General features: G+C 66.0%; 20 protein-coding genes. 8 read left to right on the forward strand and 12 right to left on the reverse strand.

The genetic code is table 11. The features are described from left to right. The first annotated feature begins 84 nt into the window (after nucleotides 1–84). Nucleotides 85–291 carry a hypothetical protein gene (locus G404_RS0108500; RefSeq protein WP_028639520.1) on the forward strand — a complete coding sequence of 69 codons (207 nt, stop codon included), beginning with the start codon at nucleotides 85–87 and terminating at the stop codon, nucleotides 289–291. Between the two features lie 434 nt (nucleotides 292–725). Here the strand turns inward: G404_RS0108500 and G404_RS18555 are convergent, their stop codons facing one another. The 6 genes from G404_RS18555 to G404_RS0108535 form a co-directional block, all read right to left on the reverse strand. After that, nucleotides 726–2,918: a xanthine dehydrogenase family protein molybdopterin-binding subunit gene (locus G404_RS18555; RefSeq protein WP_036520850.1), complete on the reverse strand. Its 2,193-nt coding sequence runs from the start codon at nucleotides 2,916–2,918 to the stop codon at nucleotides 726–728. After that, on the reverse strand, nucleotides 2,915–3,385 hold the full coding sequence (locus tag G404_RS0108515; protein ID WP_245584452.1) for a (2Fe-2S)-binding protein: 471 nt from the start codon (nucleotides 3,383–3,385) through the stop codon (nucleotides 2,915–2,917). Before G404_RS0108515 ends, G404_RS18555 begins: the two co-directional genes overlap by 4 nt. A 126-nt stretch (nucleotides 3,386–3,511) precedes the next feature. Further along, on the reverse strand, nucleotides 3,512–5,329 hold the full coding sequence (locus tag G404_RS18560; RefSeq protein ID WP_084601176.1) for a GGDEF domain-containing protein: 1,818 nt from the start codon (nucleotides 5,327–5,329) through the stop codon (nucleotides 3,512–3,514). Between the two features lie 77 nt (nucleotides 5,330–5,406). Next, on the reverse strand, nucleotides 5,407–6,756 hold the full coding sequence (locus G404_RS18565) for an APC family permease (protein WP_084601178.1): 1,350 nt from the start codon (nucleotides 6,754–6,756) through the stop codon (nucleotides 5,407–5,409). Next, a complete protein-coding gene (locus G404_RS0108530; protein ID WP_028640707.1) occupies nucleotides 6,753–7,781 on the reverse strand; it encodes a histone deacetylase family protein in 1,029 nt (342 codons plus the stop codon). Before G404_RS0108530 ends, G404_RS18565 begins: the two co-directional genes overlap by 4 nt. Nucleotides 7,782–7,868: 87 nt before the next feature. Next, nucleotides 7,869–8,630: a metallophosphoesterase family protein gene (locus G404_RS0108535; protein ID WP_028640708.1), complete on the reverse strand. Its 762-nt coding sequence runs from the start codon at nucleotides 8,628–8,630 to the stop codon at nucleotides 7,869–7,871. Between the two features lie 293 nt (nucleotides 8,631–8,923). Here G404_RS0108535 and G404_RS18570 point away from each other — a divergent pair, with 293 nt between their 5' ends. After that, a complete protein-coding gene (locus G404_RS18570; RefSeq protein WP_051280412.1) occupies nucleotides 8,924–9,268 on the forward strand; it encodes a UrcA family protein in 345 nt (114 codons plus the stop codon). On the opposite strand, the gene G404_RS0108545 is transcribed toward G404_RS18570, so the two are convergent. Next, nucleotides 9,258–9,749, reverse strand: a complete 492-nt coding sequence (locus G404_RS0108545) for a winged helix-turn-helix transcriptional regulator (RefSeq protein ID WP_211230755.1) — start codon at nucleotides 9,747–9,749, stop codon at nucleotides 9,258–9,260. The two genes, G404_RS18570 and G404_RS0108545, sit on opposite strands and share 11 nt — an antisense overlap. Before the next feature lie 273 nt (nucleotides 9,750–10,022). Between G404_RS0108545 and G404_RS19820 the strand changes: the two genes are divergently transcribed. The 3 genes from G404_RS19820 (at nucleotide 10,023) to G404_RS18580 (ending at nucleotide 13,434) form a co-directional block, all read left to right on the forward strand. Further along, nucleotides 10,023–10,688 carry a hypothetical protein gene (locus G404_RS19820; RefSeq protein ID WP_156906247.1) on the forward strand — a complete coding sequence of 222 codons (666 nt, stop codon included), beginning with the start codon at nucleotides 10,023–10,025 and terminating at the stop codon, nucleotides 10,686–10,688. A 64-nt stretch (nucleotides 10,689–10,752) separates the two neighbouring features. Continuing rightward, nucleotides 10,753–11,151, forward strand: a complete 399-nt coding sequence (gene msrB / locus G404_RS0108555) for a peptide-methionine (R)-S-oxide reductase MsrB (protein WP_028640710.1) — start codon at nucleotides 10,753–10,755, stop codon at nucleotides 11,149–11,151. A gap of 147 nt (nucleotides 11,152–11,298) precedes the next feature. After that, on the forward strand, nucleotides 11,299–13,434 hold the full coding sequence (locus tag G404_RS18580) for a transglycosylase domain-containing protein (RefSeq protein ID WP_036520852.1): 2,136 nt from the start codon (nucleotides 11,299–11,301) through the stop codon (nucleotides 13,432–13,434). Between the two features lie 48 nt (nucleotides 13,435–13,482). On the opposite strand, the gene G404_RS0108565 is transcribed toward G404_RS18580, so the two are convergent. The 4 genes from G404_RS0108565 to hflK form a co-directional block, all read right to left on the reverse strand. Continuing rightward, on the reverse strand, nucleotides 13,483–13,902 hold the full coding sequence (locus G404_RS0108565) for an ester cyclase (protein ID WP_211230756.1): 420 nt from the start codon (nucleotides 13,900–13,902) through the stop codon (nucleotides 13,483–13,485). A 169-nt stretch (nucleotides 13,903–14,071) separates the two neighbouring features. Further along, on the reverse strand, nucleotides 14,072–15,628 hold the full coding sequence (locus G404_RS0108570; RefSeq protein ID WP_028640712.1) for a Do family serine endopeptidase: 1,557 nt from the start codon (nucleotides 15,626–15,628) through the stop codon (nucleotides 14,072–14,074). Between the two features lie 114 nt (nucleotides 15,629–15,742). Further along, nucleotides 15,743–16,588 (reverse strand): SPFH domain-containing protein, encoded by an 846-nt coding sequence (locus G404_RS0108575; RefSeq protein WP_028640713.1) that lies wholly within the window; start codon nucleotides 16,586–16,588, stop codon nucleotides 15,743–15,745. After that, on the reverse strand, nucleotides 16,578–17,693 hold the full coding sequence (gene hflK / locus G404_RS18585; RefSeq protein ID WP_051280416.1) for a protease modulator HflK: 1,116 nt from the start codon (nucleotides 17,691–17,693) through the stop codon (nucleotides 16,578–16,580). The genes G404_RS0108575 and hflK overlap by 11 nt, the downstream gene beginning before the upstream one ends. 167 nt (nucleotides 17,694–17,860) lie before the next feature. Between hflK and G404_RS0108585 the strand changes: the two genes are divergently transcribed. The 3 genes from G404_RS0108585 to hemH all read left to right on the forward strand — a co-directional run bounded on the left by G404_RS0108585 (nucleotide 17,861) and on the right by hemH (nucleotide 22,260). Next, entirely contained in the window at nucleotides 17,861–18,826 is a 966-nt protein-coding gene (locus G404_RS0108585; RefSeq protein WP_028640714.1) for an Mrp/NBP35 family ATP-binding protein, read from the forward strand. A gap of 5 nt (nucleotides 18,827–18,831) precedes the next feature. Further along, nucleotides 18,832–21,165, forward strand: a complete 2,334-nt coding sequence (locus G404_RS0108590; RefSeq protein WP_425411625.1) for a molybdopterin cofactor-binding domain-containing protein — start codon at nucleotides 18,832–18,834, stop codon at nucleotides 21,163–21,165. Nucleotides 21,166–21,228: 63 nt separating this feature from the next. Then, a complete protein-coding gene (hemH, locus tag G404_RS0108595) occupies nucleotides 21,229–22,260 on the forward strand; it encodes a ferrochelatase (protein WP_028640716.1) in 1,032 nt (343 codons plus the stop codon). A gap of 3 nt (nucleotides 22,261–22,263) precedes the next feature. Here hemH and G404_RS0108600 read toward each other — a convergent pair whose 3' ends face one another. Beyond that, complete coding sequence (locus G404_RS0108600) at nucleotides 22,264–22,632, reverse strand: hypothetical protein (protein WP_245584453.1); 369 nt, start codon at nucleotides 22,630–22,632, stop codon at nucleotides 22,264–22,266. Between the last annotated feature and the right edge of the window lie 32 nt (nucleotides 22,633–22,664).

The raw sequence follows: 22,664 nt of genomic DNA on the forward strand, positions 1-22,664 counted from the left end.
CCTCTCGCGCCTCGTCAATCGTTCTCAGCGTAAGGCGTTGCCGGGACTGGCCAATATTGCAATTATGCCTGCACGGAGGACTTTATGGCTTTGGTGGAAGTGTTTGAGGGCGAGGATCCGGAAAAGCTACTATTCGTAGCCGACTTCGACTTCCTGCCGCGCGTTGGCGAACACCTTGCCCGAGATACGGAAGGCTTTTTCGAGTATTATAACGTCGTCAAAATCTGGCACCGGCAGGACACTGCGGAAGGCACCTTTCGGGCGTGCCTGCTTGTGACGCTCGATGATTGAGAACCCCAAATTTGTCCACGCCGCCTAGCATGATGGCGCTGATGTTCTGGTGCTTAAATTCGATCGAGCCTCGGTTCCGTGGGAGTATCTTTTGAAGCGCGCGATTGTGCGCCGCCTTGTTGACGACATCTCCAGACAATTCGCTACCCAGTATGGCAAAATAATCCGCTACGATCAGATCGATTTCGCCGTTATCCCATGCATGTGCCATAGCTGAACGCTATCCCGATAATACCTCTTTGACCAGGTCCTCTTGGGTGCTCAAAATCCGCGATAAGCTATTGGTCTTACTCAGCGATCTCGACTGGGCACCATTTTTCCTCCCGGCCGGCGGTCGGGAGATCATAAAAACCTCGGAAAACTGAACAATTTAACCGGCCGGTGGGCATTGGCCGTGCGCCAAGGCCGCGCCGGGTCTGGCGCGGCCTTGGGGGTTATGCCAATTGCCGGGCGATCGGCAGGGTGCGGATGCGTTTGCCGGTGGCCATGAACAGCGCGTTGGCAAGCGCGGGGGCCGCAGGGGGCAGGCCCGGTTCGCCCAGGCCACCGATCGGGGCGTCGCTTTCGATAAAGTGCACATCGACCAGCGGGGCATCGGCGAGTTTGAGGATCGGATAGTCGGGAAAGCTGTTCTGATCGACCGCGCCATTGGTGATCGTGATCGCTTCGCCTAGCGCGGTGGACAGTCCCATCAGCACGCCGCCCTGCACCTGCGCCTCGGCATTTTTGGGGTTTACCGTCGTGCCGCAATCGATCACCGCCCACACCTTGTGGACCTGCGGCGTGCCGTCGGGTTTGAGGCCGGCTTCGATCACATGCGCGCAGATCGTGCCAAAGCTTTCGACCAGCGCGATGCCGCGCCCGGTGCCCGCGGGCAACGGCGCCCCCCAATTGCTGCGTTTGGCAACAGCATCAAGCACCGCCAGGTGCCGTCCGCCCGCGGGCAGATGCGCCCGGCGGAACTGATAGGGATCCTGCCCGGCGTGGTGCGCAAGCTCGTCCATGAAGCTTTCGTTGTAGAATCCGTGCTGGGTCGAATTGACCGAGCGCCAATAGGCATCGACCTGGTTCGAGATATATTTGTAATGCCGCCGCGCGGTCGCGGGCACCGTGTATGGGAACACGGTTTCGGATTCGGCATCGGCAAACTGGGCATAGTCGGTCTGCCACGCCGCGATCCGGCCATCAGCGTCCAGCGCGGCCTGCAACTGGCCGAGCGATTGCGGGCGATAGGCGCCCTGTTTGACATCCTCTTCGCGCGACCAGATGATCTTGACCGGGTGATCAACCTGCATCGCCACGCGCGCGATCTGTTCGATGATCTGGGTATAGGGGGGGAAACGCCGGCCAAACCCGCCGCCCATGATCATCGGGTGGAATGTCACCTTATCCACCGGCAGGCCGGAAAACTGCGCCAGCAGGTTGCGCGTCTGGATCGGGTCCTGCGTGCCGCCCCAGACTTCCAGCCGGCCATCCGCATGATATCCGGTCATTGCAAAGGGTTCCATCGCCGCCTGGTGCAGGAAAGGCACGCGGTATTCGGCACGGATTGCCTTGGCGCCCGGCGCGCTCAGCACTTTGGCCGCATCGCCTGTGGTGTAATGGTTGTCAGGCTTGCCCGCTGCGATCAGTTGGCCTTGCGCGGCGTAGATGCTGGCGCTGCTGAGCCCGCCATGCCCTCCATCGCCGAATTTGGGCGCAAGCGCGCGCGCGCCTTTCAACGCCGGCCAATAGCCGCTGGCCACGACCACCACTGCATTATCGAGCGCTATGACCTTTTCCACGCCCTTGACCGCCATCGCCGGCGCGTGATCGACCGACTGCAACGTGCCGCCGCGCACCGGCGCCGCGATCACGGTGGCCACGCGCATCTGCGGCAGGGCGAAATCGATGCCGTATTGCGCGGTGCCATTCACCTTGGCGGGAATGTCGAACCGGTCGATCGGCTTGCCGATGAAGGTATAACGGTCACGTGTCTTCAATTGCGGTTCGCTGACCAGATCCTGCCGCGCCGCCGCCTCTGCCAATTCGCCATAGCGCAGCACTTTGCCCGTTTTGGCATGGGTGATCCGGCTGTCCGATGCGACGAGTTCGGATTTGGGCACGCCCATCCGATCCGCCGCGGCATCGATCAGCGCCAGCCGCGCCGCCGCGCCGACCACGCGCATGCCATATTGCCCGGTGGCGCGGATCGCCGATGACCCGCCGGTTACCTGCAGCGGCACATTGCGCGCCAGCAGCGAAAAAACCTGGTCGGGCAGATGTTTCATCGCCGGTTGGCCGGCCAGGCTGGGCACAAACAGCTTGGCCAGCGCGGTGTTGCCAAAGGCATAGTCGGCAGGCGCCTGTTCGACGCGGATCCTGCTCCAGTCGGCATCGAGTTCATCTGCCAGCATCTGGGCCAGCGCGGTGTGCGATCCCTGGCCGAAATCGATATGCGGCGAATAGACCGTGATCGTGTCGTCGTTGGCGATTTTCAGCCAGCCTGCAAACGAGCTCTGGCCCGGCCCGGTGGTCAGCTGCTTGGCCCGCGACAGCGCCGCCTTGTCACCCCACCACACCGAAAACACGCCTGCGCCCACGACAGCCGCGCCGCCGATCAGGAAATATCTGCGGTGCAGTTTCATGCCACGGCTCCTGCTGATGTGCCGGCAACGGCGTGGATCGCCTCGCGAATGCGGACATAGGTGGCGCAGCGGCAGATATTGGTCATTGCCGCATCGATCTGCGCATCGGTGGGCCGGGGCGAATGGCTGAGCAGTGCGGCGGCCGCCATCAGCTGGCCCGACTGGCAATAGCCGCATTGCGGCACCTGGTGCGCAATCCAAGCGGTCTGCAGCGCGTGCGGTGCTTCGGGCGTACCCAGCCCTTCGATCGTGGTGATCGATTTGCCCGCCACCGTGCCCACCGGCACGCTGCACGAGCGAACGACTTCGCCATCCACATGCACGCTGCACGCGCCGCAAGCGGCAATGCCACAGCCGAACTTGGTACCGGTCAGCCGCAGTTCTTCGCGCAAGGCCCACAACAGCGGTGTGTCATCGTCGACATGGAACGTGACCGGTTTGCCGTTCACGCTGGTTTCGATCGCCATCGGCATTTTCCCCCAACACCCTTGTGCCGCGATCATCGGACCACGGTCATTGATAGGTAGCATATAAGGACTGGCCAGAGGTACAAGCCGAATGATCGGGCAATGCTTGTCGGCGGGGCGCCGGATTCAGCCGATTTCGGCGTGAACCGGCAGCAGCCCGTCGGCGGTGGCGGGCATCCCGCTGTGGCCGACAATCACCCGGTTGCGGCCCTGGTGCTTTGCTGCATAAAGCGCGGTGTCGGCCGCGCGATAGAGCGATCCGAAGGTGTCGCCCGGCCGCGCCATGACCAGACCGATGCTGACAGTCACTTCATCCCTGCCGATGGTATCGCCATGATCGCACGCAGCGATCGCCTGCCGCACGCTTTCGGCAAACCTGTGCGCGGCAAACAGGCCAAGGCCGCCGACCATGATCGCAAATTCTTCGCCACCCAGCCGCGCCACGATCTGGACGGGCGAATCCCAGCGTTGCAGCCGTCGCGCGATCGTCACCAGCACGGTATCGCCGACATCGTGGCCGTGGCGGTCGTTCACCGTTTTGAACTGGTCGATATCCAGCAGCAACAGGGCCAGCGCACCGGTGCCGTCGGCCGAGGCGGCATGATCGGTCAGCAGCGGGGTTATGCGTTCGACAAAGCCGCGCCGATTGCACAGGCCGGTCAGCGGGTCTCGCCGAGCCTGATCCTGCGCCACCGCCTCTGCGGCCAGCGCGGCATCGCGTTCCTGGCGCAACAGCGTGAAGCGCCGCGTGGCCGCGATCGACAGCCACACCGTCTGCCAGGCGCCCGACAGCAGCACCAGCATCTGTTCGCCGCCGCCCCACAGCGTATCACCCAGATTGAAATAACCGGTCAGGCTCATCATCAGCAGCGGCACCACCCAGGCACCGGCAAAGGCCCGCGCGGTGACACTGCCGCGGCGCCAGGCGATCACCAGACAGGCCAGGATCACCACCACCAGCACCGAAAACAGCGCCGATACGGTATAGGCCAGCGCCACGATCGCGCCCGATCGCATCAGGCCCAGCGGCAGGCCCGCCAAACCCACCAGCAGTGCCAATGCCACCGCGACGCGGGCCAGCCAGCGCGGCAATTTGCCGGGTTCGATCGCGCTGATCAGGCTGAGCGCGGTCAGCATCAGCAAAGCCAACGCCAGCACCGTGCACACCTGCGCCGACACCGTTCCCGCCATGCCGGGCAGGACAAACAGGTGCAATTGCGACCACATCACCCCCCACACCACCATCACCGTCGACCAGAGGCCCTGCAGCACCGGGAACAGGCGGCGCACGGCAAACCCCAGCGCCAGATTGAAGACCGCGCCGATCGCCAGCAACATCAGCGTGGCGCCGATCAGGCTGGCCAGTGCAACAGATTGCAGGTCGGATGCTTCGGCCGGGACCAGGCGCATCCGCAACGCCTCTGCCGCGGCCAACCGGTCAAACCGCACGATCAGCCCGGTCACGCGCGCGGTGCGCACCGGCGCCTGAAACCCGAGCTGGCCGCCCAGCCGCCAGTGCCCGGAGAAATCGCCGCTGTGAACGTCCTGCCAGGCGATAAAGCCATCGGCATAGCGGAACCCGACCAGCAGCCGGTCAAACCGCGATGAATGCACCATCAACACCGGCACATGGCCGCCCTGCCGAAACAGCTGCGCGCCGCCTGCAAGCCACAGGCTGCCATGCTGGTATCCGTCCGGGTCACCGCCGCACAACAGGCCGCCAGGCACATCATGATCGTGCGCCGGATCGGGTGTTGCGGTCGAGGCATGACAGAATGCGGCAGGCGACAGCGTGTCGACGCGTGCGTCAACACCCGCGTTGGCGCGGTGCGACACGCCGGGTGCGCCAACCAGCAATGCGATCAGGCACAGGCACGACACCAAGCGCGCCCGAGTCGCGATCCGCCACTTGGCGATCCAGAGCAAGGGCGGATTGCCGGTCATCGTGCGCTTGTGCCACGAAGCCCTGTGCAAAATGTTAAAAACGCAAGGATTTGCAGTAATATTTCGGCAATGGCCGATCAGGCATCGGCAAAAGGATCGATCGCGTCTGCAGATGCCACCAGCCCAAGCGGCACGATCCGGAATTGCCACCAGGCCAGTCCCGACACCAGCCAGATTGCACCCAGTTCAAGCGCCATCCGGTTCATGTCGGACATGATCGCGACAACCACGCCGATGCCCAGCAGCGGCGAGATCCCGTGCACGATCACGTTGCGGCGGACATGCCGCGCAAAATGGACCATCACGCACAGATGAATCAGCGCAAAGCCGAACAGCGCGCCGAAATTCACGAACGCGGCGAGCTGGTCCATGGCCTGGCGCAGCCACAGCGCAACCACCACCGACACCGCAGTCGATGCCAGCATGGCGACATGCGGCGTGTTGTAGCGGGGGTGCAGCCGCGCCAGCGCGCCGGGCAATTGCCGGTCGCGCGCCATGGCATACAGCACCCGCGCCACCCCGACCTGCATCGGCAAGGCATTGCTGAACCCGACGAGGATCGCATAGGCCCAGGCCAAGGCAAGGCCGGCCCAGATCCCGCCCAACTGTCCCGCCATTTCGTAGGCGGCAGCATCCAGGCTTTTGAAGTGCGCACCCTGCATCGCGTTGCCCAGGACCCACGCCGACAGCACGAACAGCGCGGTGGCAAAGGCCAGCACCAGCAGGATCGCACGGCCAAGCGTGCGCCCGCTGCGGTCGGCGGTGTCTTCGGCCAGCGTCGATACCGCGTCGAATCCCAGAAACGACATCACGCAGATCGACGTGCCGGCCAGCACCGCCGACAGCGAGAACGGCGTGCTGTAGAACGGAGTGATACCCAGACCTGCTGCGCCATAATGATGCAGGCGGACATACCCTGCCAACACCAGCAGTGCGACCATGACTGCCACTTGGGCGACCACAGCGGCAAACGACACTTTTGCGGTGGAGCCGATGCCGAACCAGTTGACCACCGTCGTAAACGCCGCCAGCAGCACGATCCACACCCCGCGGTCGATCCCCGGCATCAATTCGCCCAGCGCGACTGCCAGCACGACATAGACAAACGCGGGGATCAGCAGATAATCGAGCAGGATCATCCAGCCCGCCACAAACCCGGCGAACGGCCCCAGCACGACGCGGGCAAAGCCGTAGACCGATCCCGCGCTGTGCACTTCGCGGACCATTGCGGCATAGCTGAACGCGGTGAACGCCATGCACAGCCCGCCCAGCAAATAGGCCAGCGCCAACATCCCGTGCGCGGCCGCCCAGACAACCCCCAACGTCGACAGCGGCGAGATCGGCGCAATATAGGCCATGCCATAAGCCACCAGATCGCCCAGGCGCAGCTGGCGGCGAAACCCGTCGGGTGCGGCGGCCTGGCTCATCCGGAAAAGCCGGTCAGCACGGCGGTGACATTGCCGCCGATGTCGGCCACGGCATAGCCGCCCTCCATGACGAACAGCGTCGGCCTGCCCAGGCTGGCGATGCGTTGCCCGATCGCGGTGAAATCGTCGGCCCGCAGCTTGAAATGGCTGATCGGATCTTCGGCAAACGTATCAACGCCCAGCGAGATCACCACACTGTCGGGCCCGAACGCCGCGATATCGGCAATCGCACAATCGAGTGCTGCCAGATAGTCGGCCCCGGTGGTGCCCCATGGCAGCGGATAATTGACATTGGCGCCCAGCCCCGCCCCGCTGCCGCGTTCATCGGCATGGCCCAGAAAGAACGGATATTCCTGCCTTGGGTCGCCATGCAGCGAGGCAAAGAACACATCACCCCGGTCGTAAAAGATCGCCTGGGTGCCGTTGCCATGGTGGTAATCGACATCGAGCACCGCCACCCGCGCCGCGCCGTGATCGCGCAGATATTGCGCCGCGATCGCGGCATTGTTCAAATAGCAGAACCCGCCCATCGCGCGCGCACCGGCATGGTGCCCGGGCGGACGGCACAAGGCAAAGGCGCTGTGCGCGCCGCGGGTCAGATGGCGCGCGCCGGTCAGCGCGCAATCGGCGCTCGACCGCACCGCCGCCCAGGTGCCCGCGGTGATCGGCACCGCAGCATCGATTGCATAGAACCCAAGCTTGCCGTCGATATGGTCGGGCGGCACATCCTGGCGCAAGTCCGCGGCGGGCCAGGCATACGGCAGCGCATCACCGGTTTCGCCCAGAGCCGACCATTCGTCCCAGGCGGTTTCCAGAAAGGCCACGAAATCCTCGGTGTGTACGCGCGTCAGCGCGGAGCGATCAAACCGGTCGGGCGCAACGATCGGCCCCAGGCCCGCGCCGCGTACGGCATCGAGCACCTGATCGGCACGCGAAGGCATTTCAAAACATGGCACCAGCCGCCCGCGATAGAATTCGGCCGCACCATGATGCAACCGATGGTCTTCGCTATGGATTGTCAGCATGCCCCGTCCCGAATTGCGTGATCACAGTTGGTCAGACTGCCTGCAGGCGGGTGGCAATGCAAGCGGCCGCCGGAAAACGGCCCAGTCTCAGCGATATCGGCCGATTGTGGCCGCATCGACACCTTCAAGCTTGCGCAGGCTGCATGTCAGCCGCCCGCCGACCAGCGTCAGCGCGTTGAACGTGGGCGGTGTCGTGCGCAGCCGCTGTGACAGGGTGCCGGCGCCGATCATCCGCACCGGGCCCGATGGGGTTTGCTGCACCAGGTCGAACGCATCGTGCACATGGCCCGACAGCACCGCCAGCACCCCGCGGCGTGCCAGTTGATCGAGCGCATGATTGCCGCCCTTGGTCAGGGCGCGGCCGCGCGTGCCGACTTCGACCAGCGGATGGTGGCACGTCACCAGCACCGGCGTATCGATGGCGATGGCGTCGATCTGCGCCAGCGTGCGCGCCAATGCGCGCTTGGGCGCAATCCCGCGCGACCAGTTCAGCCGCCATTGCGCCGCGGCGGTGGTTGGCAGCCGCACGATCGCCAGGCGATCGAGCACCAGCGGTCGTTCGATCGCGGCCTCAAGCTTGCGAAACCGGCGATAGGGATCAAACAGGCGTTCGACCGGATTGAAATAGGGCAGATCGTGATTGCCCGGATCGATCTGCACCGGAACCCCCAGCCCGGCAATCCACCGCGCCGCGGCATCGAATTCGCGCGGCCGCGCGCGCATCGTGAAATCGCCGGTGATGATCACCCCGTCGGGCGCTTCGTCGCGCACCGCCTGCCGAACCCAATCGAGCGCGCGGCGGTCCTCCAGACCGAAATGCAGGTCGCTGATGTGGAACAGACGGATCATTGATCCAGCCTTGCCGTTGGCCGCATGCCAAGGTCAAGCCGACAATGTCGTTTGACGGCGCCGGGCCGTTGTTTGTCCCGCCATCGCGGTATCATGGCCCCCGGTCGAGCCTGTGATGCATCCACCGCCGCCCTGGGGCACACCACGATCAAGCGCTGGGCGGTACCCCCACCCCGGAAAGTTCGGGTGCCGCACAACGCGACCGGCGGGGGCCGTTGGAGACGAACCCCCGCCGGTTTCCCACCCAAGGTTCGTCTCGCCCCACATCTGTAAAACCGCAAAGGAAAACGATCATGTCACATGCATTTGCATGGCGTCGCGCCGCGCTCGCCAGTCTCGTCCTGATCCCCGCGCTTGGCCTGGGCATCAGCCCGGCCATGGCGCAATCCGCCGATGCCGATACCGAGGTGCATTCGATGGTGCTGCACTATGGCGATCTCGATTTGTCGACGGCCAAGGGTCGCGGTCAGCTCAACGCGCGCATCCGCGAAGCGGCGGCCAGCGTGTGTGGCATGCAGCCAGGCGTGCGTACACAGCCCCAGATCGAAGAATTTCGCGATTGCTACAACCAAGCGCTGAACCATGCGCAACGAACGCTGGCGCAAAAGCAGCAGGACATGCAGCTGGTCAGGCGGTGATGCGCAAGCCCGGTGTGCTGGTCTGGGCCAGATCGACAGCATCGCGCCAGACCAGTTCGCCAGGGCCGACAATGCGATCGTCGTGCGACCGGATGGTGATCGGTGCAATCGGCAAGCCGTCGCGCGCATCGCACAGCACCGGGTTGCACGGCACCCCCAGCGCCCATTTTTCGCCCCATTGCCGCAATGCCAGCATCGCCGGCAACAGATCATTACCCTTGGCGGTCAGGCGATATTCGATGCGGCGGCGATCATCGGCGCAATGTTCGCGCTTCAGGATGCCCGCTTCGACCAGCCGGCCAAGCCGGTTTGACAGAATATTGCGGGCAATACCCAACTGATCGAGAAAGTCCTCGAAATGGCGCACCCCGTTGAACGTCGCGCGCAGGATCATGAACGACCAGCGTTCGCCCATCGCTTCGAGCGCAAGCGGCAAACCGCAACCTTCGAGGCAGGACAAGGGTTCGTGCAGTTTATCCATGGTCTGCCCGCATAGACCAAAATCCGCGCAATTATAAGCGTCCATCTTGTTGCGTGGCCCGACTGCGTCCGTGCAGCGTCCAAGATTGCAAAACGCAACGTAACGCATTAGGTTCGGATACGAAACTGATTGCCCCCGGCTTTCCAGCGCAGGCCCTGATCGACACCCTTCTGGGCGCGCTGACACTGGCGCCCCGGATGATTCCTGGTTCATCCGGGGGCCTTTTCACACGATGCTTTGCGCCCCTGCCCCCGCGCCGCTATGGCCGTGGACATGGCTTTTCTGTTTCGATCGATGGTGCTCGCGCTGGCCGGCTTGGTCCTGGTTGCCGCAAACCAGCCGATACCGCCGGCAGTGCCGGCCATAACCGTGCAGGATCAGCATGACGTGCGCTGCGCTGCCGCGTTTGCCGTCGTGGCCACGCTGCAGGCCCGGGGCGACAAGAATGCATTGTCGCTGCCCCCGCTGGCCATTCGCGGCAAACGATACCTTGGACTGGTGGGCGAACGTCTGGCCACGCAAACCGGGCTGACCGGCGATGCGGTGCGCGATCTGTTGACACAGGCCGCGCGCAGCATCGGACCGGCCGGCGCGGCGGACGTGGCGCGGTCTTGCCTGGGCGAACTCGACACGGTCGTGCCACCGCGTCCGGCACCCGCTGCGCCGGCATGCCTTGCCATGCTCGACATCTATGCGCAGGTGCTGGAGTCCCGCGATCCGGGCGATCCGATCGTTGCGCGACTGCGGCAGGAATCGGCGGCCTTGTCGGCTGCGGCGCATGCCCTGCTGCAAAGCCACGGGCTTGATGACGCGGGCCAGGCTGCCGCAATCGCGCGCGAACGCGCGGCGGTCCGCGCAGCGCTGAGCGGTGGCGCGGCCACGCTCGATGCCGATGATTTTGCGCAATGCCGCCAGCTTGCCGCCGCACAGACCCGTTGAACAGACCCGTTGAACCGACCCGCCCGCGCCCCCAGATAGGCACCGCCACCAGGAGACCTGCGACATGCCAGACAAGCTCAACCTGACCGATGCCGAATGGCGCCAACGGCTGACCCCCGAACAGTATCATGTGCTGCGCGAGGCCGGCACCGAACGTGCATTCACCGGCAAGTACGACCACAACAAGGCACCCGGCGAATATTTCTGCGCCGGCTGCGGCGCGCCGTTGTTCGAATCCGAAGCCAAATTCGACAGCGGCTGCGGCTGGCCCAGCTTTACCGCCCCGGCCGAGGACGAAGCCGTGGTCGAATTGACCGACTCCACGCACGGCATGATCCGCACCGAAGTGCGCTGCGCGCGTTGCGACGGACATCTGGGCCATGTCTTTCCGGACGGCCCGGCGCCAACCGGCCTGCGCTATTGCATGAACAGCGCGGCGCTCGATTTCACGCCGAAAGACTGAGCGCGCATCGCCCTATCCCCCGCTTTTGCGCAAGCCGCGCATCGACGCCGGTTAACCCTGCGTTACACTTGCCCTATGCATGGCGTGCCGACGCGCTTAGGGGCGTGCATGGTGCGCATATCGTCAACAGGGATCTAAGCAGGACCGATGGCCAGAACGGACAATCCCCGTCGTCGCAAATCCGGGGGTGATGAGCCGCGTCGCAGCGGATGGCTGGGTCGTATGGTCAGGGGCACCCTGATCTGGACTTTGGCGATCGTGCTTTTGGCTGCGATCGGACTGACCGCGGCGGTTCTGGCCACCGCACGGTCGCTGCCCAGCTATGAACGGCTGAAATCGAGCCAGGCCGGGCAGATGATCGTGGTGCGCGCCGACGACGGGTCCGAAATCGTCACGCTGGGGCCCAGCTACGGCAAATGGATCCCGATCGACCGCATGCCCAAGGTCATGCAGGATGCGATGATTTCGGTCGAAGACCGCCGCTTTCACGACCATTGGGGGGTCGATCCGGTCGGCATCGCGCGCTCGGTTGTGGTGCGCGTTGAAAAGGGCCACTGGCGCCAGGGCGGATCGACAATCACCCAGCAATTGGCGCGCAACACATTCTTGAATTCCGACCGCACGTTCGATCGCAAGATTCGCGAAATCGTGCTGGCGCTGGCGCTGGAAACCAAGTTCAGCAAGGACCAGATCCTCGAACTGTACCTTAACAAGGTCTATTTCGGCGGAGGTGCCTACGGTGTCGATTCGGCCGCGCGCAAATTTTTCGGCCATTCGGGCGAACAGCTGAGCCTGGCCGAAGCCTCGGTGATTGCCGGGCTGGTCAAGGCACCGTCGCATTATTCGCCCACCGCCGACGCCAAGGCCGCGGTCGATCGCGCGCAAGTCGTGCTGCAGACCATGCAGGAAGCAGGCGCGATCACCCCGGCCGAGGAAAAGGCCGCCGACGTCAGGAACGTCAAGCTGGCCGAAGAAGCCGGCCAGAATTCGGCACGCTATTTCACCGACTGGGTGCTGCCGCAGCTCGACCAGATCCTGCCAGACAACGACCGGCAGATCGAGGTGTGGACCACGCTCGACCCCGCCGCGCAACGCGCCGCGACCGACGCGATTCAGGCCAACGCGCCCAAGGGCGCGCAAGGCGCACTGGTCAGCGTGGACCGCGATGGCGCGGTGCTGGCGATGGTCGGCGGTACCGACTACGTCACGTCGAACTACAACCGCGCCACCAACGCGGTGCGCCAGCCGGGGTCGGCGTGGAAACTGTTCGTCTATCTGGCAGCGCTTGAAGCCGGGTACAAACCCGATGACAAAGTGGTCGACGAACCGGTCACGATCCAGGGGTGGAGCCCGCGCAATTCGGGCGGCAAATACGCCGGGCCGATCGATGTCCGCACCGCGTTTGCCTATTCAAAGAACACCGTCGCGGCGCAGTTGGGCAACGAAGTCGGCTTTGGCGCGGTGGCCAACATGGCGCGCCGGTTCGGCATCAGCACCCCGATCAACACGATGCCGTCGATGGTGCTGGGCAGCAGCGACGTGCGCATGATCGACATGGTGCGCGCCTTTTCCGAAGTGTCGGCCAAGGGCGCATCGGTCACACCCTATGGCATTCGCAAGGTTACCACGACCGAAGGCGAAGTGTTGTACAGCCATCGCGCCGACGCGCCGCAGCAGCTGGTGCCCGACTATGTCGCGGCCGGAATCACCGATCTGCTGCAGACCGCGGTCGCAATCGGCACCGGACGCGCCGCCCAGATCGGGCGCCCGGTGGCGGGCAAGACCGGCACGACCACCTCGAACAAGGACGGCTGGTTCCTGGGCTTTTCCAGCGGGATCACCACCGGCGTATGGATGGGCCGTGATGATGCCAAGGCGGTGCCGGGGCTGCAGGGCGGAACCGCGCCGGCGCGCGCCTTTGCCGCGTATATGCGCGTGGCAACCGCCAAGCGCCCGCCCGAAAAATTCCAGACCGATCTGAAATTGCCGACGCAACAGCTCGAACCCGATGACGAAACGCTGCAGAACGGCGGCGACAGCTATTTCTTTGTCGATCCCAACGGCAATATCGCCAACCACCAGTCCAGCACGCCCGATGGCGGCGATGTGCCCGGTCGTTCGCGCGACGACACCGCGCCTGTGCCGGACAATGGCGCGGCGGCCAACGACGATTTCCTTGATCGCGCCACGGGCCGGCCACCCGGAACCGCGGCCGGACGCCGCGCCAATCCCGCTCCGCGTACCCCGGCGCCAGGCCATGGCCAGCCGCCGGGTCTGAATTGACGTCATTCCCGGGCAAGGTGCCCAGGCACTTCGCCCGGGATCAGCGGATCAGGCCCAGTCGAGCTGCTTCAGCGCCCAGCCGTCATTCCACACTTTGGTCATGTGGCTGACCTTGCCGTCGGTCAGTTTGATCACATAGACGTAGTCCGATTTCGCCGCCTGGCCGGTTGGCGGAACGGGCCCGCCATCGGCGGTATGGGTGCCGGTAAAGACAGCCGCGGCGACAACCGTGGCGCGTTCTGCATCTTCGGCAAAGGCGGTCAGGTGATAGGCGCCATCGGGCAGGATGCCCAGCAGGCCCTTCATCCATTCGGCATAGTCGGCCAGCGTGGTGATTTCGGCGATCGCGCCGGACTGCGCCGAAAATCCGGCATCGGCGGTGGCATAAGCCGCGCAGCCATCCCAGCCCTGCCCGGTTTCGCACGCTTCGAAAAAGGCCCGTGCCACCGCGATATTGCTTGTCATCATCGTTCTCCCGCCTGCCCCGAACGGGCCGGATCGCGGCGGAGATATGCCCGGCGAAGGTGCCGCGTACAAGGTGCATGGATGGGCGGATCGGGCGCGATTGCGTTGCCCGCGAAAAAGGGCGGCGCCGGTTGCCCGGCGCCGCCCCGTCGCATTCGGCAATCGGGCGCGATCAGCGGATACGCACCGGAAAATAGAACGGCGGCTGACCGCTGCGCTGGATGCGCAGCAGCACCGCTTCACGGTTGCCGGCCTTGGCCTGCCTGACGGCCGCATCGAGATCGGCGCGCGTCGCCACCGGCTTGTAATTGGCCGACAGGATGATGTCGCGGCGCTGCAGGCCCTTGGCCGCGGCATCGCTCGATTCGTCGACTTCGGTAATGACCACGCCATGGACATCTTCCGACACGCCCAGCTGGCGCGCGATCTGCGGGGTGACGGGGATTACCGACACGCCCAACGCCTGCTGAACCGGCGATCCGCCATCGTGGCCACCCTTGGCGCCCGCGCCCAGGCCATCTTCGTCCTGGCCCTGCTCGGGATCAAAGCTCTGCTTGGCCAGTTCCTCTTCGCTCGGCCGTTTGTTGACCACGGCATTGACCGTCAGGCGCTGCCCGTTGCGGATCAGTTCGATCGGCACATGTTTGCCCGGCGCGATATTGGCGACGATGTACGACAGCGACGTGTCGGGGGTGACATCTTTGCCATCGACCGTCAGCACCACGTCACCCGGCTGGATCCCGGCCCTGGCAGCACCTTGCCCGGGAACGACCGACTGCACGAATTCGCCGCGCCGCTTGGCCAGGCCCAGCGAATTGGCCAGATCGTCCGACAACGGCTGGATCGACACACCCAGATAACCGCGTTCGATCGCCATGCCCTTGATCAGCTTTTCCACGATCGGCGCTGCGGTTTCGGCCGGGATGGCAAAGCCGATGCCGACGCTGCCCCCGGTGGGCGAAAAGATCGCGTTGTTGATGCCGATGACATTGCCATGCATGTCGAACATCGGTCCGCCCGAATTGCCCCGGTTGATCGAGGCATCGGTCTGCAGATAGCGGTCATAGGCCGAACCCGTGCCGGTGTTGCGCGACACGGCCGAGATGATCCCCTGCGTCACCGTGCCGCCAAGACCATAGGGATTGCCGATCGCGATCACCCAGTCGCCCACGCGGGCATGGCGCGAATCGCCAAATTTCACGAACGGAAACGGCTTGGTCCCGTTGATCTTGAGCACGGCCAGATCCGATGCCGCGTCCTTGCCGATCAGTTTGGCCGGGTAATCGGTGCCATCGGGCATGGTCACGGTGATCGATTCGACCTCGCCCTTGCCTTCGGCGGTGATCACGTGGTTGTTGGTCACGATATAGCCGTCGGCCGACACCACAAAGCCCGACCCGAGCGACTGTGCTTCGCGCGTCTGCCCATTGCCGCCACCGTTGCCGCCGGGTCCGCCCTGGCCGCCGAACATTTCGCCAAACGGCGTTCCGGCAAACGGGTTCTGTGCCTGAACCTTGACCCGCTGGCGCGTGGAAATGTTCACCACGGCGGGCTGCAATTGCTGGGTCAGGTCGGCAAAGCTGGCCGGTGCGCCGGCGCGCGGCACCACTGCGTCGATTTGCGCACTGTCATTCTGCGCAACCTGGGCCCCTGCGGGAAAACCCGTGACAAGCGTCAGCGCACTGCCGGCGAGGAGCAGCGCCGAAGTAACTCCATAAGCGTATCGCACGTGTCCTGGTCCTCTTTCAATCTGCCGGCAGCGCGCAAACCTTGCGAATCCAAGCGCTGCCGGAATGCTGACATCACCTTCCCCGCCTGAACGGGGTTTGAATATGCGGCATGCCTATTTGCCCCGGAATTGGCGCAGATAGGCATTGTCGGGCGACAGCACGATGGTCGTGTGGTTGCCCTTGTGCGCAAAAGTCACGTCATAGCTTTGCATGGCGCGGTAAAATTCATGGAATTGCGGATCCTTGCCGAAACTGGCGGACAGGATCTGCAAGGCGCGCGCTTCGGCCTCGGCACGGATCAGCGCCGCATTGCGATGGCCTTCTTCACCGATCGCGGCAGCATCGGCCTGCGCCTGGGCGGTCATCCGCGCCAGCGCCGCATCCTGCGGTGCCCCATCGGCCAAGGCCACCCGCGACAGATGCACATCGGTCACCGTGGCGCCATAGCCCGCCCATTCGCGATCCAGCGCGGCGCGCAAGGCATCCTTGCCGCTGCCGCGTGCCAGGCCTTGCGCATCGGCCAAAGTGCCCTGCCCCAGCTGTTGCCGCACGACGCTTGCAAAGATCCCGCGCAAGGCTGCGTTCGCCTGGTCCGGCGTCCCCAGCGCGGCATGGAACCGCACCGGATCGGTCACCCGCCATGCCGCAAAGGCATCGACGCTCAACGCCTGTGCGTCGGCAGTGGTGACCGCGGTGTTGTCGACTGTCAGCGTCAGCAATCGCCGATCCAGCCAGACAACCTGGTCCACAATCGGCACGCGCAGCGCAAGCCCCGCCTGGGCCTCGGGCGCATTCCAGCCATTGATCACCCGCACCGGCTGGCCCAGGCGCAGCACCAGCGCGGTGCGATCGGGCGGCACCGCGATGACCGATGCCACAACCAGTGCGGCCACGGCCGCCCCGCCGAGCCCCGCGACAAGCCGGCGTCGCGCGCCAAGCGCGGTGAAATCAGTGCCCATCGCCGGCCTTTGTGCCGTGGACGGTCGGCTCTGCCGCCGCAGCGGCCTGCGGCGGCAGCACCGTGGTGGTGGTGCCCGGCGCATCGACAATGACCTTGTCGCTTTGCGCCAGCACGCGTTCCATTGTCGCGTAATACATCTGCCGCCGGGTGATCTCGGGTGCCTGGCGATATTGCGCCTCGATCTGGTCGAATGCGCCCGCTTCGCCCTGGGCGTGGGCAATCCACTGGCGCGACCAGCTGCGCGCCTGGTCGGCTTCGCCAGCCGCATCGGTGCGGGCGGCGGCAACGGCGTGCATCGCCTCGGCCACGCGCTGCGGGGGATCGGCGCGGCGGATATCGATGCCATCGATGACGATGCCTGCCTGATACCCGTCGAGCACCGTTTGCAGACGGCGCGCCGCTTCGCGTCCGATGCGGTTGCGACCGGGGCCGATGGCTGCGGGGAAATCCATCCCGGCCAGGGTCGCACGCATCGCAGTATCGGCCGCCAGCCGCAACGTGGTATCGGGACTGGCCAGCGCCAGCGCGTGGCGGCGCAGATCGCCGATCCGCCAGCGCACTTCGTAGGCCATATCGACCGCGCCGCCATCGCGGGTCATCATCAGATGTTCGCCGGACCCGTCTGGCAGCGTGAGCCGCCGCATCGTGGTGACATCTTCGATGTAGGCGGTGCCGATCGGCCAGGGCCAGCTGACCGCCACGCCAGGGCCCTGTACCGGTCCCCATGCACCCAGCGTGGCGACGATGGCCTGGTCGTGCGCGCCGACCGGATGCAGCGACGTCGCCCCCAGCCACACCAGCCCGGCGGCAGCGGCCAGCCACACGGTCCGGCGTGTGTCCGGCAAAGGCAGCCTGGTCCCGACCAGACGCCTTGCCACATCAAGCGCGGCCAGTGTGCCGGGCGCGGTTGCCCCGCGCCGGGGCGGGCGGGGGGCACTGCGGGGTCGCGAATGGTCCCAGGGGCCGGGAATGCGTGGCGCAGTCGTGTCGGGCGCTGGCGCGGGTGCGGGTGCGGCTTCGCCCTCGACCGGTGCGGCACAATCGGGATCGCGCAGCGCTGGCGCGGTTTCTGCGCCGCCCCACGGGCTGTCATGCTGGGCCACGCCAAGACCGTCATTTGCCGGCCTATCGGTGGCCTTACCCCTGTCAAGACCATTCATAGGTCCGGTTATAGGGTGCCTGCCCCAGAAAAACAGGTCTCGTTCCCTTTTTTCCTTTGCTAGGGGGTGTCCCGATAGGGCGAATTTCAACACGGGACCGGATTGACACGATGACTGATGTTTCTGCGCTGGAACGTGCGCTGCGTGACGTGGCCGGCGCGCGTATCCAGGCGGTGCGCCTTGCGGCCGATGGCTCTGCCAGCGCGGTGGTCGATGCCGAGGGCCTGACCGATGCGGCGCGCACCGAACTGGAACGCGCTTTGCAGGCAGCTGCGGCGCAAGCCGGGGTCCAGACGTTGCGCGTGGGCATGTCGGCCGCGCGCCGCAAACGGCGGATCATCGCCGTCGGTTCGGGCAAAGGTGGCGTCGGCAAATCGACGCTGTCGGCCAATCTGGCCATTGCGCTGCACCGGCTGGGGCGCCCCACGGGGCTGGTCGATGCCGATATCTACGGCCCGTCGCAGGCGCGCCTGTTCGCCACCGAAGACCAGCGGCCCGAGGCAAAGGACAAACAGCTGATCCCGGTGATGAGCCGGTTTGGCGTGCCGATGCTGTCGATGGCGCATCTGGTCCGTCCCGGTCAGCCGATTGCCTGGCGCGGCCCGATGGTGGGCAATGCACTGGGCCAGCTGCTCGATGCCGACTGGGGCACCGCCGAAGTGATCGTGGTCGACCTGCCGCCGGGCACCGGCGACGTGCAATTGACCATGCTGCAGAAATACAAACCGGCCGGCGCGGTGATCGTGTCGACCCCGCAGGATCTGGCGCTGATCGATGCCACCCGCGCGATCGGCCTGTTCGAACAAGGCGGGGTGCCGCTGATCGGGATGGTTGAAAACATGGCCGGCTATCTGTGCCCGCATTGTGGCGAAGCCAGCGATCCGTTTGGCCATGGCGGGGCCGAAGATGCGGCGAAGACCGGCGGGTTGCCCTTTCTCGGGCGTATCCCGCTGGCGCTGGCAATTCGCGAGGGCAGCGATGCGGGCGAGCCGCCGGCGGCAGGCAGCGGCCCGCTGGCCGATGCCTATATGGCGATCGCGCGCCAGATCGCCGGCTGGCTGGACACGCACGGCTGATGCCGGTGCCGCGCGCCCTTTCGCGTCGCACCGTGCTGGTGGGTGCTGGCGCAGCGGGCGCGCTGGTGATCGGGCTGGCGATGGTGCCGCGCCGCTATCGCGCGCCGCTGGCGGCAGGCGAGGGCGAACACGTGATTGACGGGCTGATCCGCCTGTCACGCGATGGCACGGTCAGCGTGGCGGTGCCCGCGCTTGAAATGGGGCAGGGGATTACCACGCTGGCCGCGCAGATCGTTGCGGTGGAACTGGGCGCGGACTGGCGCCGGGTGGGGGTAGAGCCCGCCCCGGTCAGCCGGTTTTATGCCGATCCGGTGATCGCCGCCGCGTGGGCGACGATGTGGCTGCCACGCGCACTGGCCGGGGTGCCCTGGCTGAGCGATGCCCCGGACGACGCGCTGGTGCGGTACAAGGCGGACAGCCAGCCGGTGGTGATGACCGCCTGCGGCACGACGCTGGCCGTGTTCGAACCGCGGCTGCGGCTGGCGGCGGCTGCATTGCGTGCGGCGCTGATCGCGGCGGGCGCGGCGCAGGCCGGCGTGCCGGTGGCATCGTGCGACACGCGCGACCATCATGTGGTGTGCGGCAAACAGCGGTTTGGCTTTGCCAGCCTGATCGATGCGGCGCTTGCGTCAACCCCGCCGTCGGCACCACCCTTGCGCGCAGCACCCTTGCGCGCAGCACCCGCGCGCGAGCCGGCCGAGGCCGTACCCGGCCCCACCGCCGCGCCCGATTTTCCCCGCCTTGACCTGCCCGCCAAGGTCGATGGCAGCCTGGTGTTCGCCGCCGATCTGCGCCTGCCCGGTATGGTCCATGCGGCGATCGCGCACGGACCGCAGGGGCATTGCCACCTGGCCAGCCACGATGCCGCCGCTGCGCGTTCGGTACCAGGCCTGATCGCGGTGGTGCGCAGCGAACGCTGGCTGGCCGCCGTGGGCAAAACCTGGCATGCCGCCGATCGCGCGCTGACGGCCATGGACCCGCTGTTCCGCATCGATCCGCACGGCGATGGCCGCGTGGTCGACAGCGCAGCGATCGATGCCGCGCTCGACACTGCGCTGCGGCACGGCAGCGCCACCCGGATCGCCGCCGAGGGCGATCCCGACCCGCTGCTGGCGCATCCCGCGCTGAGCGCGCGCTATGACATCGAACCCGCGCTCCACGCCCCGCTCGAACCCGCCTGCGCCACCGCGCGGATCAGCCACGGGCAGCTGGAACTGTGGATCGCCACGCAGGCGCCCGAGGCGGCGGCGCAGGCGGCGGCGCGCGGTGCGGGCGTGGGGCGCGATGCGGTCACCGTTTACCCGTTGGCCGCCGGCGGCAGCTTTGACGCGCGGCTGGATGTACGCATCGCCGAACAGGTCGCGGTGATCGCGCGCGAAACCGGCAGGCCGGTGCAGCTGACCTGGTCACGCTGGCAGGAAACGCTGGCCGGGTATCCCCGCGCCCCGGCCAGCGCCATGCTGAGCGCGGCCTTCGACCCGGCCCGACAACACCTGATCGGATGGCGCGCGCGGATCGCCACGCCATCCAGCGGGGTGGAAACCGGCGCGCGGCTGTTTGGCGGCCGCGATGCCCACACCGCGCAAGGCCTGGCCAATGGCACGGCCGACCCGCTGGCCGTGGCAGGGGGCCTGCCGATCTATGCCATGCCCGCCCGCGCGCTCGACCATGTGCCGGTCGCAATCAGCCTGCCGGTCGGCCGGCTGCGCGGGGGGGCCCATGCCCAGACCGCGTTCATGACCGAAAGCTTCATCGACGAATGCGCGCATTTCGCCGGCGCCGAGCCGCTGTCGTTCCGCGTGACCATGTTGGGCAGCCAGCCGCGTCTGGTGGCATGCCTGCAAGGCGCCGCAAGCCTGGCCATGTGGGGCGGGGGTGGCAATGGGTCGGGGCAGGGCATTGCCTGCCACACCATGACCCTGAACGCCCCCGAAGGCCCGCGTGCCGGGCATATCGCCGTGGTGGTCAGCGCGCATATGCAGGGCAGCGCCATCCGCGTCGACAGCGTGGCGGCCTATTGCGATATTGGCCGCATCATCAACCGTGATATCGCGCGCCAGCAGATCGAGGGCGGGCTGATGTTCGGCATCGCCCATGCGCTGGGTGGCAGCGCGCGATGGAACGCAGGCCTGCCACAGGCGGGCCGACTGGCCGGTCTTGGCCTGCCGCTGCTGGCCGATTGCCCCAAGGTTGCGGTTGCCTTTGCCACCAGCGACGCCGAACCGTTCGACCCGGGTGAGCTGGGCATGGTTGCCATCGCGCCGGCAATCGGCAACGCTCTGTTTTCTGCCAGCGGGATACGTTTTCGTCGCCTGCCGTTCCTGTCCGAAGGACTTTGAAAGCGTGATGACAAAACGTCCGAACCGGTCTTTGTCCGAAATCACGCCACAGCAAGGATTCTGATGCCTGTTTCCAATCCGCCGCACTGGCCTGCCGATCACCCGCGCGTTGCCACGGGGCGCGTGGGCGTGTTGCTGGTCAATCTGGGCACACCCGATGCGCCCGATACACGCTCGGTGTCCCGTTATCTCAAACAGTTCCTGTCGGACCGGCGCGTAGTGGAAATCCCCGTGCTGATCTGGCAACCGATCCTGCGCGGGATCATCCTCAACACCCGGCCCAAGAAATCGGCGCACGCCTATGCCCAGGTCTGGACCGAAGACGGTTCACCGCTGGCCGCGATCACCGCGGCGCAGGCGCGCGCGTTGCAGGCGCGGATGGGCGATGCGGTCGTGGTGCGCCACGCCATGCGCTATGGCAAACCGCCGATCGCCGACCAGCTCGACGCGCTGGTCGCCGAAGGCTGCGAACGCATCCTGATCGCGCCGCTCTATCCGCACTATTCGGGCGCCACCACCGCCAGCGTGCTGGACGATGCGGCACGCTGGATCCTGCGCACGCGGCGCCTGCCCGCGCTGCGCACGCTGCCGCCCTATCATGATGATCCGGGCTATATTGTAGCGCTGCACCAGGATCTGTCGCGCCAGATCGCAGCGCTCGATTTCGCACCCGAACTGTTGATGCTGAGCTATCACGGCATGCCCGAACGCACCTTGCACATGGGCGATCCCTATCACTGCCATTGCCGCAAGACCTCGCGGCTGTTGGGCGATGCCTTTGCTGCCACGCATCCGGACTTGCGGCTGATGACCACGTTCCAGTCGCGTTTCGGGCGCGCCAAATGGCTGGAACCGGCCACCGACGAGATGCTGATGGCCGAAGCGCGCGCCGGAACCCGCCGCGTGGCGATCGCCGCGCCAGGCTTTTCCGCCGACTGTCTGGAAACGCTGGAGGAACTGGCAATCCGCGGGCGCGAGGAATTCACGGGTGCCGGCGGCACCGAATTTGCGGCGCTGGGCTGCCTGAACGCGGGCACAGACGGCATGGCACTGCTCGACGCGATGGTACGGCGCGAGCTGTCGGGGTGGATCTGACCGCTATTTGGCCCAGGGTTGCAGCTGGCAGCCCCAGCCTTCGCGATACACCGCGGTCTGGTGGGCAATCAGCGGATAGCTGGCGGTTACGCTGTGGGCCGCCGGGTCTTCGCTCAGGCTGACCCAGCCGACCGCGCCTTCCATGTCCTTGTGGCAATCGGCCAGATTGCGCCCGCCCAGATAACGGCACGAACAGGCCACGCGCGCGCCATAGGCCGCGCCGGTCTGCGCATAGCGGCCGGCCGGGTTCCAGATCCACGCCAGCCCGGCAATCAGCAGCGCGATCAGTGCCAGCGCAATCATCCGTCGCAGCGGGCGGCGCGGCGGCTGCACGCTGTCTGGCACGGAACCCTGATAATTGGTGCTTGTCATGTGGAGTTACCCATTGCCCGGCGCGTCGATCT

The sequence above is a fragment of the Novosphingobium acidiphilum DSM 19966 genome (assembly GCF_000429005.1).
Classification (GTDB): Bacteria; Pseudomonadota; Alphaproteobacteria; order Sphingomonadales; family Sphingomonadaceae; genus Novosphingobium; species Novosphingobium acidiphilum.

What these genes read in the sequence shown, in the direction of transcription:
- G404_RS0108500 (WP_028639520.1), top strand. Translation starts at nt 85, where the DNA reads ATGGCTTTGGTGGAAGTGTTTGAGGGCGAGGATCCGGAAAAGCTACTA.
- G404_RS18555 (WP_036520850.1), bottom strand. Translation starts at nt 2,918, where the DNA reads ATGAAACTGCACCGCAGATATTTCCTGATCGGCGGCGCGGCTGTCGTG.
- G404_RS0108515 (WP_245584452.1), bottom strand. Translation starts at nt 3,385, where the DNA reads ATGGCGATCGAAACCAGCGTGAACGGCAAACCGGTCACGTTCCATGTC.
- G404_RS18560 (WP_084601176.1), bottom strand. Translation starts at nt 5,329, where the DNA reads ATGACCGGCAATCCGCCCTTGCTCTGGATCGCCAAGTGGCGGATCGCG.
- G404_RS18565 (WP_084601178.1), bottom strand. Translation starts at nt 6,756, where the DNA reads ATGAGCCAGGCCGCCGCACCCGACGGGTTTCGCCGCCAGCTGCGCCTG.
- G404_RS0108530 (WP_028640707.1), bottom strand. Translation starts at nt 7,781, where the DNA reads ATGCTGACAATCCATAGCGAAGACCATCGGTTGCATCATGGTGCGGCC.
- G404_RS0108535 (WP_028640708.1), bottom strand. Translation starts at nt 8,630, where the DNA reads ATGATCCGTCTGTTCCACATCAGCGACCTGCATTTCGGTCTGGAGGAC.
- G404_RS18570 (WP_051280412.1), top strand. Translation starts at nt 8,924, where the DNA reads ATGTCACATGCATTTGCATGGCGTCGCGCCGCGCTCGCCAGTCTCGTC.
- G404_RS0108545 (WP_211230755.1), bottom strand. Translation starts at nt 9,749, where the DNA reads ATGGATAAACTGCACGAACCCTTGTCCTGCCTCGAAGGTTGCGGTTTG.
- G404_RS19820 (WP_156906247.1), top strand. Translation starts at nt 10,023, where the DNA reads ATGGCTTTTCTGTTTCGATCGATGGTGCTCGCGCTGGCCGGCTTGGTC.
- msrB (WP_028640710.1), top strand. Translation starts at nt 10,753, where the DNA reads ATGCCAGACAAGCTCAACCTGACCGATGCCGAATGGCGCCAACGGCTG.
- G404_RS18580 (WP_036520852.1), top strand. Translation starts at nt 11,299, where the DNA reads ATGGCCAGAACGGACAATCCCCGTCGTCGCAAATCCGGGGGTGATGAG.
- G404_RS0108565 (WP_211230756.1), bottom strand. Translation starts at nt 13,902, where the DNA reads ATGATGACAAGCAATATCGCGGTGGCACGGGCCTTTTTCGAAGCGTGC.
- G404_RS0108575 (WP_028640713.1), bottom strand. Translation starts at nt 16,588, where the DNA reads ATGGGCACTGATTTCACCGCGCTTGGCGCGCGACGCCGGCTTGTCGCG.
- G404_RS0108585 (WP_028640714.1), top strand. Translation starts at nt 17,861, where the DNA reads ATGACTGATGTTTCTGCGCTGGAACGTGCGCTGCGTGACGTGGCCGGC.
- hemH (WP_028640716.1), top strand. Translation starts at nt 21,229, where the DNA reads ATGCCTGTTTCCAATCCGCCGCACTGGCCTGCCGATCACCCGCGCGTT.
- G404_RS0108600 (WP_245584453.1), bottom strand. Translation starts at nt 22,632, where the DNA reads ATGACAAGCACCAATTATCAGGGTTCCGTGCCAGACAGCGTGCAGCCG.